General features: G+C 68.2%; 13 protein-coding genes. 6 read left to right on the top strand and 7 right to left on the bottom strand.

Translation table 11 applies throughout. The features are described 5' to 3' along the window. Positions 1 to 67 precede the first annotated feature (67 nt). Positions 68 to 556: a thermonuclease family protein gene (locus OCH7691_RS01580; RefSeq protein ID WP_085881669.1), complete on the top strand. Its 489-nt coding sequence runs from the start codon at positions 68 to 70 to the stop codon at positions 554 to 556. A gap of 18 nt (positions 557 to 574) precedes the next feature. On the opposite strand, the gene OCH7691_RS01575 is transcribed toward OCH7691_RS01580, so the two are convergent. Beyond that, on the bottom strand, positions 575 to 1,057 hold the full coding sequence (locus OCH7691_RS01575) for an anti-virulence regulator CigR family protein (RefSeq protein WP_139839480.1): 483 nt from the start codon (positions 1,055 to 1,057) through the stop codon (positions 575 to 577). Between the two features lie 68 nt (positions 1,058 to 1,125). Then, positions 1,126 to 3,066 carry an acetate--CoA ligase gene (gene acs / locus OCH7691_RS01570; RefSeq protein WP_085881667.1) on the bottom strand — a complete coding sequence of 647 codons (1,941 nt, stop codon included), beginning with the start codon at positions 3,064 to 3,066 and terminating at the stop codon, positions 1,126 to 1,128. Positions 3,067 to 3,235: 169 nt separating this feature from the next. Between acs and OCH7691_RS01565 the strand changes: the two genes are divergently transcribed. After that, positions 3,236 to 3,979 (top strand): creatininase family protein, encoded by a 744-nt coding sequence (locus OCH7691_RS01565; RefSeq protein ID WP_085881666.1) that lies wholly within the window; start codon positions 3,236 to 3,238, stop codon positions 3,977 to 3,979. Between the two features lie 18 nt (positions 3,980 to 3,997). Here the strand turns inward: OCH7691_RS01565 and OCH7691_RS01560 are convergent, their stop codons facing one another. The 4 genes from OCH7691_RS01560 to tsaD form a co-directional block, all read right to left on the bottom strand. Then, positions 3,998 to 4,417, bottom strand: a complete 420-nt coding sequence (locus tag OCH7691_RS01560; protein ID WP_085881665.1) for an EVE domain-containing protein — start codon at positions 4,415 to 4,417, stop codon at positions 3,998 to 4,000. Between the two features lie 89 nt (positions 4,418 to 4,506). Further along, positions 4,507 to 5,517: an NAD(P)H-dependent glycerol-3-phosphate dehydrogenase gene (locus tag OCH7691_RS01555; protein WP_085881664.1), complete on the bottom strand. Its 1,011-nt coding sequence runs from the start codon at positions 5,515 to 5,517 to the stop codon at positions 4,507 to 4,509. 20 nt (positions 5,518 to 5,537) lie between these two features. Beyond that, positions 5,538 to 6,218: a ribose-5-phosphate isomerase RpiA gene (rpiA, locus tag OCH7691_RS01550; RefSeq protein ID WP_085881663.1), complete on the bottom strand. Its 681-nt coding sequence runs from the start codon at positions 6,216 to 6,218 to the stop codon at positions 5,538 to 5,540. Positions 6,219 to 6,241: 23 nt separating this feature from the next. Next, positions 6,242 to 7,312, bottom strand: coding sequence for a tRNA (adenosine(37)-N6)-threonylcarbamoyltransferase complex transferase subunit TsaD (tsaD, locus tag OCH7691_RS01545; protein WP_085881662.1), 1,071 nt, complete (start codon positions 7,310 to 7,312; stop codon positions 6,242 to 6,244). A gap of 122 nt (positions 7,313 to 7,434) precedes the next feature. Here tsaD and hemC point away from each other — a divergent pair, with 122 nt between their 5' ends. Genes hemC through OCH7691_RS01530 form a run of 3 tightly spaced genes read left to right on the top strand, consistent with a single transcriptional unit; the run spans position 7,435 to position 12,398 of the window. Continuing rightward, a complete protein-coding gene (gene hemC, locus OCH7691_RS01540; RefSeq protein ID WP_085881661.1) occupies positions 7,435 to 8,364 on the top strand; it encodes a hydroxymethylbilane synthase in 930 nt (309 codons plus the stop codon). 19 nt (positions 8,365 to 8,383) lie between these two features. Beyond that, positions 8,384 to 11,035 (top strand): uroporphyrinogen-III synthase, encoded by a 2,652-nt coding sequence (locus OCH7691_RS01535; protein ID WP_085881660.1) that lies wholly within the window; start codon positions 8,384 to 8,386, stop codon positions 11,033 to 11,035. 10 nt (positions 11,036 to 11,045) lie between these two features. Continuing rightward, positions 11,046 to 12,398: a heme biosynthesis protein HemY gene (locus OCH7691_RS01530; protein WP_085881659.1), complete on the top strand. Its 1,353-nt coding sequence runs from the start codon at positions 11,046 to 11,048 to the stop codon at positions 12,396 to 12,398. Between the two features lie 23 nt (positions 12,399 to 12,421). Here OCH7691_RS01530 and OCH7691_RS01525 read toward each other — a convergent pair whose 3' ends face one another. Continuing rightward, complete coding sequence (locus OCH7691_RS01525; protein WP_085881658.1) at positions 12,422 to 13,351, bottom strand: YihY family inner membrane protein; 930 nt, start codon at positions 13,349 to 13,351, stop codon at positions 12,422 to 12,424. Between the two features lie 81 nt (positions 13,352 to 13,432). Here OCH7691_RS01525 and OCH7691_RS01520 point away from each other — a divergent pair, with 81 nt between their 5' ends. Then, positions 13,433 to 13,984, top strand: a complete 552-nt coding sequence (locus OCH7691_RS01520; protein WP_085881657.1) for a DUF924 family protein — start codon at positions 13,433 to 13,435, stop codon at positions 13,982 to 13,984. The last annotated feature ends 81 nt before the right edge of the window (positions 13,985 to 14,065 follow it).

Below are 14,065 nucleotides of genomic sequence, written 5' to 3'. Positions count from 1 at the left end.
TTGAATTACAACTTTTGTTTGATCATCTGATGATGTCAGGTTTCCTTCAGCCTGTGCGGCGTCCTGAATGATCAAGCAATCCCGGCCGGCTCTCGCAGTCGTTTTCGCGCTTCTCGCCTCGCTGATCGGCGACATTCCCGTGTCGGCGGCGGAGACCCTGCCCGGTCCGATCCCGGCGCGGGTGCTGCGCGTCGTCGATGGCGACACGATCGAGGTGAGCGTGCGGATCTGGCTTGCCACCCAACTCACCACGCTCGTCCGCATCGACGGCCTCGACACCCCGGAACTGCGCGGCAGATGTCCGGGCGAGCGGATTCTCGCCAAACAGGCGCGAGATTTCCTGAGGGCGTTTGCCGACGGTCGCGAGGTCTCGCTGACCGGTATCTCCTACGGCAAATATGCGGGCCGCATTCTCGCCACCGTCACGGTCATTGCGGATACGGAACGGTCGAGCGACGAACTTGCGGTGGACCGCGATGTGGCGACGGTGATGCAGGCCGCCGGATTCGGTCGTCCCTATTGGGGCGGTCGCCGCGCCACGTGGTGCGAAGACTGAACGGCCCGTTCGCGCGGCTCAATGGCGGCGCAGCACGTCCCGCAGAATGTCGACGACAACCGCGGTGGCGGTTTCGATGATCGTGACATCGTCGCCGACGATCACCCGCTCGTACCGCGAACCGAGCGGAGCGAGCTGCGCGGCAAGGCCATCGGGAAGGCCGCGCTTCGCGATCCCGGGCGGCAGCGGCTTGCCGCGCGCGAGGCGTTTCGCGATACCGGGCGGGAGCGATGAAACCGGGGCCGGGTGCTGGCGGTACCAGGTCTCGATGATCGTGCGGTCGTTCTCGCCGAAGACACCGTCGAGCACCTCGTCGATGACCTCCCGTTCGATCCGGTCGATGGCGTCGTCGATCGTCTTTTCCGACTTCACCGCCGGGCCCTTGCCCTTGTCGCCCTTGTCGTTCTTGGCAAGCGCCGGCATGGCGCCGGACAGCGCGAGAATCAGGACGGCGGAAATGAACATGCTGGCGGATTTCACGTTCGGAACCTCAACTGTCACGTGGAACCGGTTTCCCGCAAGGGCACGGGATGTGCTCCTGCGGGAAACCAGAAGGATGGCGCGTCTGCCTAGCGGTTCTGGCGGTTCTCCACCAGATCGTCGACCACGGCCGGATCGGCAAGCGTCGAGATGTCGCCGAGCGCGCCATGCTGGTTCTCGGCGATCTTGCGGAGAATGCGTCGCATGATCTTGCCGGACCGGGTTTTCGGCAGCCCCGGCGCCCACTGGATCAGGTCCGGTGTCGCGATCGGTCCGATTTCCTTGCGGACCCATTTCCGAAGCTCGGCCATGAGGGCGTCGGACGGCTCCTCGCCGGCGATCAGGGTGACATAGGCGTAGATGCCCTGGCCCTTGATGTCGTGCGGATAGCCGACCACGGCGGCCTCGGCGACCTTGTCGTGGGCGACCAGCGCGCTTTCGACCTCGGCCGTGCCCATGCGATGACCGGAGACGTTGATGACGTCGTCGACCCGGCCGGTGATCCAGTAATAGCCGTCCTCGTCGCGCCGGCAACCGTCGCCCGAGAAATACTTGCCCGGGAAGGTCGAGAAGTAGGTCTGCACGAAGCGTTCATGATCGCCGAAGATTGTCCGCATCTGGCCGGGCCAGGAATCGAGCATGCAGAGATTGCCATCGGCCGCGCCGTCGAGAATCTTCCCGTCGCCGTCGACGAGGGCCGGCTGGACGCCGAAGAAGGGCAGCGTGCCCGAGCCCGGCTTGAGCTTGGTCGCGCCGGGCAGCGGCGTGATCATGATGCCGCCGGTTTCGGTCTGCCACCAGGTATCGACGATCGGGCAGCGGCCGTCGCCGACCACCTCGTGGTACCAGAGCCAGGCTTCCGGGTTGATCGGCTCGCCGACCGAGCCGAGAAGGCGAAGCGAGGCGCGCGAGGCGGCCTTCACCGGCCCTTCGCCTTCCCGCATCAGCGCCCGGATCGCCGTCGGCGCGGTGTAGAAGATATTGACCTTGTGCTTGTCGACCACCTGCCAGAAGCGCGAGGCGTCGGGATAGTTCGGCACGCCCTCGAACATGAGCGTCGTGGCGCCGTTGGCGAGTGGGCCGTAGAGGATGTAGCTGTGCCCGGTGACCCAGCCGACATCGGCGGTGCACCAGTAAATGTCGCCGTCGTGGTAGTCGAAGACATACTGGTGCGTCATCGCGGCGAAAACCATGTAGCCGCCGGTGGTGTGCAGCACCCCCTTGGGCTTGCCGGTCGAACCGGAGGTGTAGAGCAGGAACAGCGGATCCTCCGCGTTCATCTCTTCCGGCGGGCAGTCCGGCGAGGCCTTGGCGACCAGATCCTCGTACCAGACGTCGCGGCCGTCGACCCAGTCGACCTTGCCGCCGGTGCGTTTGACGACGACGACCTTCTTGACGTCCGGGCAGCGCTCGAGCGCCGTGTCGGCATTGGCCTTGAGCGGTATCGGCCGGCCGCCACGGACGCCTTCGTCGGAGGTTATGAGATAATGGGAATCGCAGTCGACGATGCGACCGGCCAGCGAATCCGGCGAGAATCCGCCGAACACGACGCTGTGCGGCGCGCCAAGGCGTGCGCAGGCGAGCACCGCGACGGCGATCTCCGGGATCATCGGCAGATAGATCGTGACCCGGTCGCCGCGCTTCACGCCGATCGACTTCAGGCCGTTGGCAAAACGGCAGACCTCTTCATGCAGTTCGCGATAGGTGATCTTCCGGTCTTCCTTCGGGTTATCGCCTTCCCAGATGATCGCCGTCTGGTCGCCGCGTTTCTCCAGGTGGCGGTCAAGGCAGTTGGCGCTGGCGTTCAGCGTGCCGTCCTCGAACCAGCGGATATGCACGTCGTCGGGCCCGAAGGAGCAGTCCTTGACCTTGCTGTAGGGCTTGATCCAGTCGAGCCGCTTGCCGTGCTCCGCCCAGAATCCCTCCGGATCGTCGATCGAGCGCCGGTACATCTCCTGGTATTTGGCGGCATCGACCCAGGCACGTTTGGCCCACTCGGCCGGAACGGGAAAATTGTGGACGTCGAACATCTGGCGGCTCTCCTTCCCTCTTTTTCGAACGGCATTGGCGGCTGATCACGCCGCGGCCGATTTCGTTTGCATGAATTGGCGCCGATTATTGTATCAATCGTCCGGGCCTACAAGGTCGCCGATCGTCGTAGGCGGCACTTGGCCGCACCGCGAACGCAAGGGAAAGCCGATGCTGCTGAAATTGATGACCTGGCAAGAAGTCGAAGGTTACCTCGGACAGTCCCGGGGGATCATCGTGCCGATCGGCTCGACCGAGCAGCACGGGCCGAACGGCCTGATCGGCACCGACGCGATCTGTCCCGAGGCAATCGCGGCGCGCGCCGGCGAACTTGGCAACGCGCTCGTCGCGCCGACCATTCCGATCGGCGTCGCCCAGCATCACATGGCCTTCCCCGGAACCATCGCCTGGCGCCCGACGACCCTGATCCGGGTCGTCGTCGATACCGTCGAGAGCCTCGCCCGGCATGGCTTCGAGCGGATCTATTTCCTGAACGGCCATGGCGGCAATATCGCCACCGTCCAGGCGGCCTTCTCCGAGGTCTACGGTGAACGCAGCCTGGCCCCGGCCGACAACCGGCCACCGCTCCGCTGCATCCTGCGAAACTGGTGGGAAGGCGATAGTGTCGCCCGCATGCGGAAGCAGATGTTCGGCCATGCCGAGGGCATGCACGCGACGGCGAGCGAGGTCGCGGTCACCCAGCATGTCTACCCGGATGCGATCAAGCAGGTGGCGATGAGCCCGACCATTGCCCCTGTCGGCCGCTTCACCGATGCCGAGGATTACCGGCGGACCTTCCCGGACGGCCGGATCGGTTCCGACCCGACGCTGGCGAGCCCGGAAAAGGGCGCCGAACTGCTCGAGGCAAGCGCCCGCGACGTCGCCGACGATTACGCGAAGTTCATCGCCGCCTGAGCGGCGTCCGGCAATCGCTCAGGGCGTCACGCCGCCCAGTTCGCAGATCATCCGCCAGGCCTGTTCCGGGATCGGCATCACCGAGAGCCGCGACTGCCGCACCAGCGGCAGTTCGGCCAGTCGCTCGTCGGCCTTGATGTCGGCCAGCGTCACCGGCGTCGCGAACGGCTTGACCGCCTTCACGTCGACCATGCCGAAACGGCCGCTCGCGTCTGTCGGGTCGGGATGGTAGGTGGCGATCACCTCGACGATGCCGACGATCCGCTTCTCGTTGACCGAGTGATAGAAGAAGGCGCGATCGCCGATCTCCATCGCCTTCATGTTGTTCGACGCCTGGTAGTTCCGGACGCCGTCCCAGCCGGTACCCTTCTCGGCCGCCGCGACCTGATCGTCCCAGGACCAGGTGCCGGGCTCCGACTTCATCAACCAGTATTGCATCTCTGTCTTCCTGCTCCGTGCCGAGCGCGGACCTTAGACCAGCGCCCCGGGCGGCGCCAGCACCCGCCGTTCGATTTCCGGCGACCTTCTCAACTGCCGGCGAAGCCGGCCAGATGCTCGTCGCGGAACGGACGCGCCATCAGGGCGCGCATGACGTCGCCGATATCGGCGCCGCCATTGACGATCGCATCGACTGCCGTAGCGATCGGCATGTCGAGGCCGGTCCGGACGGCAAGCGCGGCGATCGCACCGGCGGTCGCGACCCCTTCGGCGATCCCCGTGCCGCCGGCCAGCGCGGCCTCCAGGCTGGCGCCGCCGCCGAGCGCCCGCCCGAGGGCGAAGTTTCGCGAGCTTTCCGAGCCGCAGCTCAGTACCACGTCGCCGATCCCGGAAAGGCCCAGGAGGGTCTCGGCCCGGCCCCCCTTCGCGACGTTCAGGCGTGCGATCTCGGCCATGCCCCGGGTGATCAGCGCGGCACGGGCATTTTCGCCGAGGGTGCTGCCGGAGACGATGCCGCAGGCGATCGCGAGGACGTTCTTGGCGGCCCCGCAGATCTGCGCGCCGACCGGGTCCGGACTCAGGTAGGGACGAAAGGTCGGCCGGCCGATCGCCTCGACCAGCGCCCGGCCGAGCGCCGGATCGGCACAGGCGAGCGTCGTCGCCGCCGGCAGGTCACGGGCGATCTCGGAGGCGAAGTTCGGCCCGGACAGTACCGCCAGCGGCTGGCCCGGCAGGGTTTCCCCGAGGACTTCGCTCATCAGCAGGCCGCTGTCGCGCTCGATCCCCTTGGCGCAGATGACCAGCGGCCGGCCGGACGGGAGCAGCGGACCGAGCGTCCCGGCGAGCGCGCGGAGCGCCTGGGCCGGGACGACCAGCAGCAGCGCGTCGGCGCTTGCCGCCTCGGCCAGGTTCGCGGTCGCCCGCACGCTCGCGGGCAGTTCGAGATCGCGAAGATAGCGCGGATTGCGGCGCTCGTCGGCAATGCTCCGGGCGAGTGCCGGATCGCGCGACCAGAGCGTGACGGTGCGACCGTCGCGGGCAGCGAGGGCAGCGAGCGCGGTGCCCCACGCCCCGCTGCCGATGATCGCGATATGACGCATCGCTACGTGTGCCCCGCCGTTCAGGGAAGCGCGACGGTTTCGACGCCGTTCGGGCCGCCGAGCAGGGCGAGCGAGGCGAGGCCGATGAACAGGCCGTGCTCGACGATCCCGGTGATCCGGTCGAGTTCGGCGGCGAGCGCCTCCGGATCGTCGATCGCACCGAACGGGCAGTCGATGATCAGGTTCCCCTCGTCGGTGTGGAAGGGCGCGCCATTGCCGTCCTCGCGGATGCGCGGCGTGCAGCCAAGCGCGGCAAGCCGGCGGAGCAGGGCGGGGGCCGCGAAGCCGATCACCTCGACCGGCAGCGGAAAGGCGCCGAGCCGCGTGACCTTCTTGCTGGCGTCGGCGATGACGATCATCCGCTCGGACTGGCTGGCGACGATCTTTTCGCGCAGCAGGGCGCCGCCGCCACCCTTGATGAGCCGGAGACTGCCGTCGAGTTCGTCGGCGCCGTCGATGGTGAGGTCGATCCGGGTCACCGCGTCCAGGCCGACGATCCGGATGCCGTTGTCGCGGGCCTGGCGCGCCGTCGCTTCCGAGGTTGCAAGGCAGGTGACGCGGAAGCCGGCACGGACCTTCTCGCCGAGCAGATCGACCAGGTGCGCGGCCGTCGATCCGGTGCCGAGGCCGACGACCATGCCGTCCTCCATGTAGTCGAGACTGCGCGCCGCGGCGGCTCGCTTCTGCTGGTCGGGGGTCATCGGTCCGGTCCTCGTGTCACGGGTTATGCTTTGACGCCCGCGAAGGGCCGCGGCTCGGCCTCCGGGTCGAGCGGCCAGCGGGCGCGGGCAGGATAGTCCAGCGGATCGGTAAGCCCGGCGGCGAGGCGTTCGGCCCCGGCCCAGGCGATCATCGCGCCGTTGTCGGTACAGAGCCGCTGCGGCGGGATGGCAAGCTCATAATCCTCCGCCCCGGCGAGATCGGCTAGGCGCTGGCGCAGGTAACCGTTCGCGGCCACGCCGCCGGCGACGACCAGTGTCGGCCTTCGCCCGTCGGCCGGGCGCGCGACCGTCCGGATGGCGTTGCCGAGACGATCGGCAACAACATCGCCGACCGCTACCTGGAAGGCCGCGCAGATGTCGCGCCTGGCCTGCTCGTCGAGGGCCTCCCCCAGCCGCTCGATGGTCTGGCGGACCGCCGTCTTGAGGCCGGAGAACGAGAAATCCGCGCCGTCCCGTCCAAGCATCGGCCGCGGCAGATCGTAGCGGCCCGGGTCGCCCTGCCGTGCCATCGCCTCGAGCGCGGGGCCGCCCGGATAGCCGAGGCCCAGCATCTTGGCGGACTTGTCGAAGGCCTCGCCGATGGCATCGTCGATGGTCGTGCCGAGGCGGCGATAACGGCCGACGCCCTCGACCACGAGAATCTGCGAATGGCCGCCGGACACGAGCAGGAGGAGATAGGGGAAGGCAATGTCGCCGGTCAGCCGGGCGGTCAGCGCGTGGCCCTCAAGGTGGTTCACGGCGACGAGCGGCTTGCCGGCCGCCGCCGCGATCGCCTTGGCCGTCATCAGGCCGACGATAACGCCACCGATCAGGCCCGGCCCGGCGGTCGCGGCGACCGCGTCGAGATCGGCGAAGGTGAGCCCGGCCTCGTCCATTGCCTGCGCGATCAGCCTGTCGAGATGATCGATATGGGCGCGGGCGGCGATCTCCGGCACCACGCCACCGTAGGGGCGATGCTCGTCGAGCTGCGACAGCACGACGTCGGCGAGCACGCGCGCGCCGGCCGGCCGCGCCGAATCGACAATCGCGGCGGCGGTTTCGTCACAGCTGGTTTCGATGCCGAGGATCAGCATGGCGCCGCGTCGTGTTCACAAGGGAATTGAACTTTCGCCGAGGCTGTAGCATCAAGGCCGGGTTCCCGCAACCGAACGCACTGGCGTCCCCGCCTTCACCGACACCGGAAGGTTCTCGAACGATGCTCCTGAAGATCGGCACCCGCGGCAGCCCGCTGGCGCTTGCCCAGGCGAACGAGACGCGCCGCCGCCTGCTCGACGCGCACGGCCCGGCGCTCGATCCGGAAACGGTCGAGATCGTCGTGATCAAGACGTCGGGCGACCGGATCCAGGATCGCGCCCTGCGCGACGCCGGCGGCAAGGGCCTGTTCATCAAGGAACTGGAGGACGCGCTGTTTTCCGGTGCGATCGACATCGCGGTTCATTCGATGAAGGATATGGAAACGGCGCTGCCGGACCGTCTGGTGATCGATTGCCTGCTGCCGCGCGAGGATCCGCGCGACGCGCTGGTTTCGCCGCATGCGACGACGCTTGCCGCACTGCCGGCGGGCAGCCGAATCGGCACCGCGAGCCTTCGGCGCACGGCGCAGCTTCTGCATCGCTATCCGGAACTTCGCCCCGTGCTGCTTCGCGGCAACGTCCAGTCACGGCTGCGCAAGATGTCCGAGGGGGTGGCGGAGGCGACCTTTCTCGCCATTGCCGGCCTGAACCGGCTCGGCATGTCGTCGGTCGCGTCCGCGGTGCTGGAACCGGAGGAAATGCTGCCGGCGGTGGCCCAGGGTGCGATCGGGATCGAACGGCGCCGGGACGACGAGCGGGTGGCGGCGCTGCTGGCCCCGCTGCACCACGTTCCGACCGGGCAGCGGGTCGCCTGCGAGCGCGCCATGCTGGCGGAATTGGACGGATCGTGTCATACACCGATAGCGGGCTTGGCGGAGATCGCCGGGCCAACGATCCGGTTGCGCGCTGCCGTCATGACTCCCGACGGAAGCGAGCGGCTGGATGCTGAAGGGGAAGCGACGCTTTCGGATGCTGCCGCTCTCGGCCGCGAAATCGGCCTTGAGCTCAAGGGACGCGCCGGTCCCCATTTCTTCTCGGCGAACGGCGACTAATCGGAGCGGGTGACGTCACGTGAGACTTCTGATCACCAGGCCGGAACCGGACGCCAGCCATCTGGCTTCGGCCCTGCGCAAACTCAACGTCCAGTCCCTCGTCGAGCCGATGCTGACCATCCATCTCGACGATTCCAGGCGACTGGAGATCGGCCCCGGCGTGCAGGCGGTGCTGGTGACCAGCCGCAACGCCGCGCGGGCGCTGGCCGTGACCTGCGACCGTCGCGACCTGAAAGTCTACGCGGTCGGCGACGGGACCGCCCAGGCGGCACGCAGCGCCGGTTTCGAGACCGTGGCGAGCGCCTCGGGCGATCTCGACGCACTGGTCGAGAAGGTGGTTGCCGAATGCGATCCTTCGGGCGGGCCGCTCGTCCATGTCGCGGGCAGCGTCACCACGGGTGACCTGAAGGGCCGCCTCGAAGCGGCGGGTTTCAGTTGCCGGCGCGAGGTGCTCTACAGCGCCGAGCCGGTGACCTCGGTTTCGCCGCGCCTGGAGAAGGCGCTTGTCGACCGCGAGATCGATGGCGTGATCCTGTTCTCGCCGCGGACCGCGGCGGCGTTCCTGGCGCTCGTCGAGGGCGCGGCGCTTGACGACACGCTCGCCGACCTCGAACTTTTCTGCCTCAGCGAGGCTGTCGGAAAGGCCGCAATGCCGCTACTGTGGCGAGAGGTCCATGTCGCCGAGCAACCGAACGAGGAGGCTTTGCTCGCGCTGGTGGCGCGAATCGACGCGGCCAGGAATGGTGAGGCATCGGGTTCCGATACCGGCCGGCGGCCGGCCAAGCAGGCGCCGGAAGAAGAGTTCATCGTGGCGTTGACAGCGATCGACACGAGACCCGTAGACGGGGCTGCCGAGATGATGACGAACCAGAGCGAGACGGACCCGGACAAGGAAGCCGCAGTCGCACCGGCGGCGGCGGCGCAGTCCACTGGCGGCCAGAAGGCCAAGGACGATCCGGTCGCAGGGTCCGGCAAGCCCGCGAGCCCCAAGCCGAGCGGTAACGGGGCGGGGACAACGAAAGCCGCGTCAACGACAACGCCGGCCGCGGCCGCGAAATCGACGACCGGGAACGGCGCCCCGTTGCCGCCACGGTCCACCGCCGCTTCGACCGGCGGATCGACCCCTTCGACACCCCCGACACCGGCACGAACGCCGACTCCGGCATCGACGTCGCGCCCGGGTTCCGGCTCGCCATCGGGCGGTGGAACGGGTGGCGGCAACGGCGGCAGCGGCAATGCGGCCGGCACGGCGTCGCCGAGGCGGAAACGCGGCGGCGTCCGCTGGAGCCTGGTCGTCGCGGTGATCGCGATCCTGCTGGTTTTCGCCTCGGGCATGGCCGTCTGGCCGCTTCTGCTGCCGAAGCTGAAAGCCGAGCTTTCACCGGAAAAGCTGCGCCTGCTTGGCGTCGAATCCACCGGCGGCGCGGTCGCGGCCGATCCGGCGCTGATGGATCGGATCGTCTCGCTCGAGAACCAGGTCGCGCGCGGCGACAGTCGCGCCGGGCAGATCGGGCCTCGGCTCGATCAGCTTGCCGGCCGTCTCGATACGCTGGAACAGAACGAAGGGGCGGCATCGGGGGCCGGTGGCGAGCAGGTTGCCGCCCTGGCGAGCCGGGTCGATGACCTCGCGGCGACGTTCGGCGCTCTTCAGGGGCGGCTGGACGACATCGACGGCCGGCTGCGGACGCTCGCGGGTGACGCGGCCCGCATCGACGACCTTGAAGCGAACATGGCCGGACTGCGCGAGACGCTCGACCGGGCCGCGACCAGCGGCGGCGGCGCCGACGCGGCGGTGATTGGCGAACTGCGTCAGCGGATCGACGAACTCGCTGGCCGAATCGATGCCGGCACGGGTGCCGATGCCGACACCGATGCCCTGGCCGCGGAGATCGCCGAACTTCGCCAGGGCGCCAACGGGATCGAGAACGAGATCGCCGCGCTCGGTGCCCGTGTCGATCGTAACGCGACGCTCTCCGGCGACCTGTCGTCGCAGGCCAGTGATATCGGCGCCCTGCGCGAGAAGCTGTCGGCGCTCGAACAGCAGACGGCAGAGCGGGAAGCGGCAGGCGAGAAGGCGACGGCGGACGCGCAGTCCCGGATCGAGCGGCTGGAGGCGGCTCGCGAGGCCCGCGCCGGGCTCGACGAACGGATGGCGCTTGCCCTCGCGATCAACCAGTTGAGCGCGGCGACACAGGGTTCGAGCCCGTTCGATCAGGAACTCGCGGTGGCCAGCGGCCTTGCCGGCGAGGCACTGCAGCCGACACTGGCCGAGCTCGTGCCCCATGCGGCGGCTGGCTTGCCGACGCTGGCGGAGCTTCGTGCCAGCTTCGATGAAGAGGCCCGGCAGATCGTCCAGGCTGCCCGTGAACTGGAAGACGGCGACTGGCTCGGTCATGCCATGGCCCGGATCGCCTCGGTCATCACGATCCGCCGGGTCGGCGAGGTCGAGGGGGTCGAGGCCGATGCGGTCGTCGCGCGTGCCGAGGTCCTGCTCGCCCGCGGCGATCTTGCCGGTGCGGTTGCCGAACTCGACGGGCTGACCGGCGCGGCCGCGACGGCCGCCGCCGACTGGCTCGGGCAGGCGCGGGCGCGCCTCGCCCTCGACACCGCGATCGAACAGTTGCATCAGCGGGTTATCGCCGGGCTGTCCGGCCCGAAAGACGGCGAATAGGATCGCGGCCATGCTCCGACTGCTGTTGATCTTCGTCGCCGTCGTCCTGCTCAGCCTGGGCGCCGCCTGGTTCGCCGAGAATCCCGGCCATGTGGTGATCGACTGGCAGGGCTACCGGATCGACACCTATGTCGCCGTGGCCGGGCTGCTCGCGATCGCGATCGTCGTTGTCGTTGCGATGCTTTATCTCGTCTGGCGCTGGTTTCGCACCCGGCCGGGCAGCTTCCTCGCCCGGCGGAGCGAGAAACGCCGCCGCAAGGGTTTCTCGGCCTTCACGACGGGTCTGGTCGCGATCGCCGCGGGCGATGCGGAAGGCGCCCGGCGGAGCGCCGTTGCCACCGAGAAGATGCTGGCCGACGAGCCCCTGGCGCTGTTGCTTGCGGCCCAGGCGGCGGAGCTCAACAACGACGACCGCGCCGCGAAGGTCTATTACGAGAAGATGCTGGACAATCCTGAGACCGAGTTCCTCGGGGTCCGTGGACTGTTCGGCCTTGCCCGTCGCAAGGGCGACCAGGACGAGGCGGTCAAGCTGGTGCGCCGCGCCTATCGCCTGCAGCCCAATACCCCTTGGGTCCTGAAATCCCTGTTCCGGGTCCAGACGGTATCGGGCGACTGGGCGGCGGCTGAGGAAACCCTGGCCCGGGCCGAGCGGGCGAAGCTCGTGACCTCGGAGGAGGCAAGCCGCCGGAATGCCGTGCTGCTGCTGTGCCAGGCGGAGAAGGCGGAAACCGACGGCGACCGCAAGCATGCCGTCAAGCTAGCCGGCAGCGCCCACAAGCTGGCGCCGTCTCTGGTCCCGGCGACAGTCCTGCTCGCCCGCCTTCACAAGGCGTCGGGCAAGGAACGCAAGGCCGCCTCGCTGCTCGCCGAGGCATGGACCGCGGCGCCGCATCCGGCCTATGCGGAGGCCTTCATGGCGCTCTATCCGGCGGCTTCCGCCGAGGAGCGGCTGAAGCAGCTGCAGAGCGGGCTGACCGCCGGCAACCCGGACCATGCGGAGAGCCGGCTCGCGATCGCCGAGGCGGCGATCGCGGCGGGCGACTGGACCGCTGCCCGGGCGGCGCTGGAGGCGCTCGACGAAGAGCAGTCCGACAGCAGGTTCCACCGACTGATGGCGAGCCTCGACGAACGCCAGAATGGCGACGCGGAAGCGGCACGCGAATGGCTTGCGAAGGGGGCTGAAGTTGCCGTCGAGCCGAGCTGGGTCTGCGGCAACTGCGACCGTCACAGTGGCGAATGGCGCCCGGTCTGCCCGTCCTGCGGTGCCTTCGACAGCTTCCACTGGCAGGACCGTGAGCCGGTTACCGCCGAACTGCTGCCCGCCGGCGGCGAGGACAGGGCGGCGCTGCCCTATTCCGGCTGAACGGTCCCGGTCGATGCCGACGGCTAGTCGGCGGCGGCCTGGTCGGTTTCGCGCAAGCGCTCGGCTGGCGGTTGTTTCCGCCGCGCGCTGTCCAGCCCGTGGGCGACTTCGGCGCCGAACAGCACGAATGCCCAGGACAGGTACATCCAGACCAGGAAGATCGGGATCGTTGCGAGCGCACCGTAGATGACCTGGTAGGTCGGTGCATAGACGAGGAAGACCGCGAACCCCTTCTTGCCGAGTTCGAAGAAGAGCGCGGCGATGGCGCCTCCGATGAGGCCGTCGATGACCCGGACCCGGCGGTTCGGCGCGGCGATGAAGAGCAGCGACAGCGCCAGCGTTTCCAGGGCAAAGGGCATGAGCCGCGTGAGCAGGCCGCCAATGCCGGAGAAATAGTCCGAGCCGAAGCGCTGGGTCAGCGTGAAGATGTAGCTCGACATCGAGAAGCTCGCCCCGACCAGCAAGGGCCCGAGGGTGATGATCGCCCAGAAGACCAGCAGCCGCTGCAGCAGCGAGCGCCGGGTGCCGACCTTCCAGATCGTATTGAACGCGGTCTCGATCGCGTTCAGCAGAAGCAGGGCGGTCACTGCCAGGCCGACGACGCCGACCGCGGTGAGTTTCCGGGTATTTGCCGCGAATTCCGTGATCTGGCCCTGGATCGCATCGCCTGCATGGGGCACGAGGTTGGCGAAGATCATGTTTTCGAGATCGCCCTTGATCTCGGAAAAGACCGGAAAGGCGGTAATGATCGCGAAGCTGATGGCGATCAGCGGCACCATCGCGAGAAGGCTCGTGTAGCTCAGCGACGCCGCCATCACCAGGCAGCGGTCCCCGGAGAAATTGCGCAGCGTTATCCGTCCCGCCTCGGCGGTGAAATCGAGGAGCGCCCCGAGCTTTGGCGGCAGCGGGCGATCCTTCCGGCTGGTCTCCGGCTGCTTTGCGGTATCCGCCATCTTGGCGCCATCCCTTCCGGCTTGATAACGTTACCCTATAGCGGCACGAACGATCGGCCAAGCCGGCGAGGGAGAGGACAGTTGCAGGCAACACCGGACACAGTGCTGGATTTCTGGTTCGATCCGGCGCACGAGCCACTCTGGTTCGTGCGCGACGACACGTTCGATGCCGCCATCGAAGAACGCTTCCGGTCGGTTTTCGAGGCGGCGGCACGGGGCGACCTCGATCACTGGCAGGCGACACCGCGCGGGGCCCTGGCCCTCGTGATCGTCCTCGACCAGTTCTCCCGCAACCTGCTGCGCGGCGATCCGGCAACTTTCGCGCAGGACGAGAAGGCGCGGGCGATCGCCGATGCCGCGCTCGGAGGCGGCGATGACGAGCGGCTGGAAACGGCGACCGAGCGCCGGTTCCTCTACATGCCCTTCATGCACAGCGAACGTCTGGACGATCAGGCGCGTTGCGTTGCCCTCTTCATGGCGCGCGGCGAGGACCAGAAATCCCTCGAATCGGCCATCCGTCACCGCGACATAATCGCGCGGTTCGGCCGTTTTCCGCACCGGAACGCCGTCCTCGGGCGGACGTCGACGCCGGCCGAGGCGGAATTCCTGACCGAGCCGGGATCGTCCTTCTGAAGCCGTCTCGCCATTGTCGGCGCTGCCGGGGTCGCGGGCGGTTCAGGCGATGTCGCGAACGGAGCGAGCACATCGGGGCAC

The sequence above is a fragment of the Oceanibacterium hippocampi genome (genome assembly GCF_900172325.1).
GTDB classification, from domain to species: Bacteria; Pseudomonadota; Alphaproteobacteria; order Sneathiellales; family Sneathiellaceae; genus Oceanibacterium; species Oceanibacterium hippocampi.
The sequence above is the reverse complement of the archived record's forward strand: the minus strand, read 5'-3'. Positions and strand labels throughout refer to the sequence as shown.

Excerpts from the sequence above, each read along its gene's own strand:
- OCH7691_RS01560 (WP_085881665.1), bottom strand. The coding sequence starts at position 4,417 with ATGCAATACTGGTTGATGAAGTCGGAGCCCGGCACCTGGTCCTGGGAC.
- OCH7691_RS01525 (WP_085881658.1), bottom strand. The coding sequence starts at position 13,351 with ATGGCGGATACCGCAAAGCAGCCGGAGACCAGCCGGAAGGATCGCCCG.
- acs (WP_085881667.1), bottom strand. The coding sequence starts at position 3,066 with ATGTTCGACGTCCACAATTTTCCCGTTCCGGCCGAGTGGGCCAAACGT.
- OCH7691_RS01565 (WP_085881666.1), top strand. The coding sequence starts at position 3,236 with ATGCTGCTGAAATTGATGACCTGGCAAGAAGTCGAAGGTTACCTCGGA.
- tsaD (WP_085881662.1), bottom strand. The coding sequence starts at position 7,312 with ATGCTGATCCTCGGCATCGAAACCAGCTGTGACGAAACCGCCGCCGCG.
- OCH7691_RS01530 (WP_085881659.1), top strand. The coding sequence starts at position 11,046 with ATGCTCCGACTGCTGTTGATCTTCGTCGCCGTCGTCCTGCTCAGCCTG.
- OCH7691_RS01555 (WP_085881664.1), bottom strand. The coding sequence starts at position 5,517 with ATGCGTCATATCGCGATCATCGGCAGCGGGGCGTGGGGCACCGCGCTC.
- hemC (WP_085881661.1), top strand. The coding sequence starts at position 7,435 with ATGCTCCTGAAGATCGGCACCCGCGGCAGCCCGCTGGCGCTTGCCCAG.
- rpiA (WP_085881663.1), bottom strand. The coding sequence starts at position 6,218 with ATGACCCCCGACCAGCAGAAGCGAGCCGCCGCGGCGCGCAGTCTCGAC.
- OCH7691_RS01580 (WP_085881669.1), top strand. The coding sequence starts at position 68 with ATGATCAAGCAATCCCGGCCGGCTCTCGCAGTCGTTTTCGCGCTTCTC.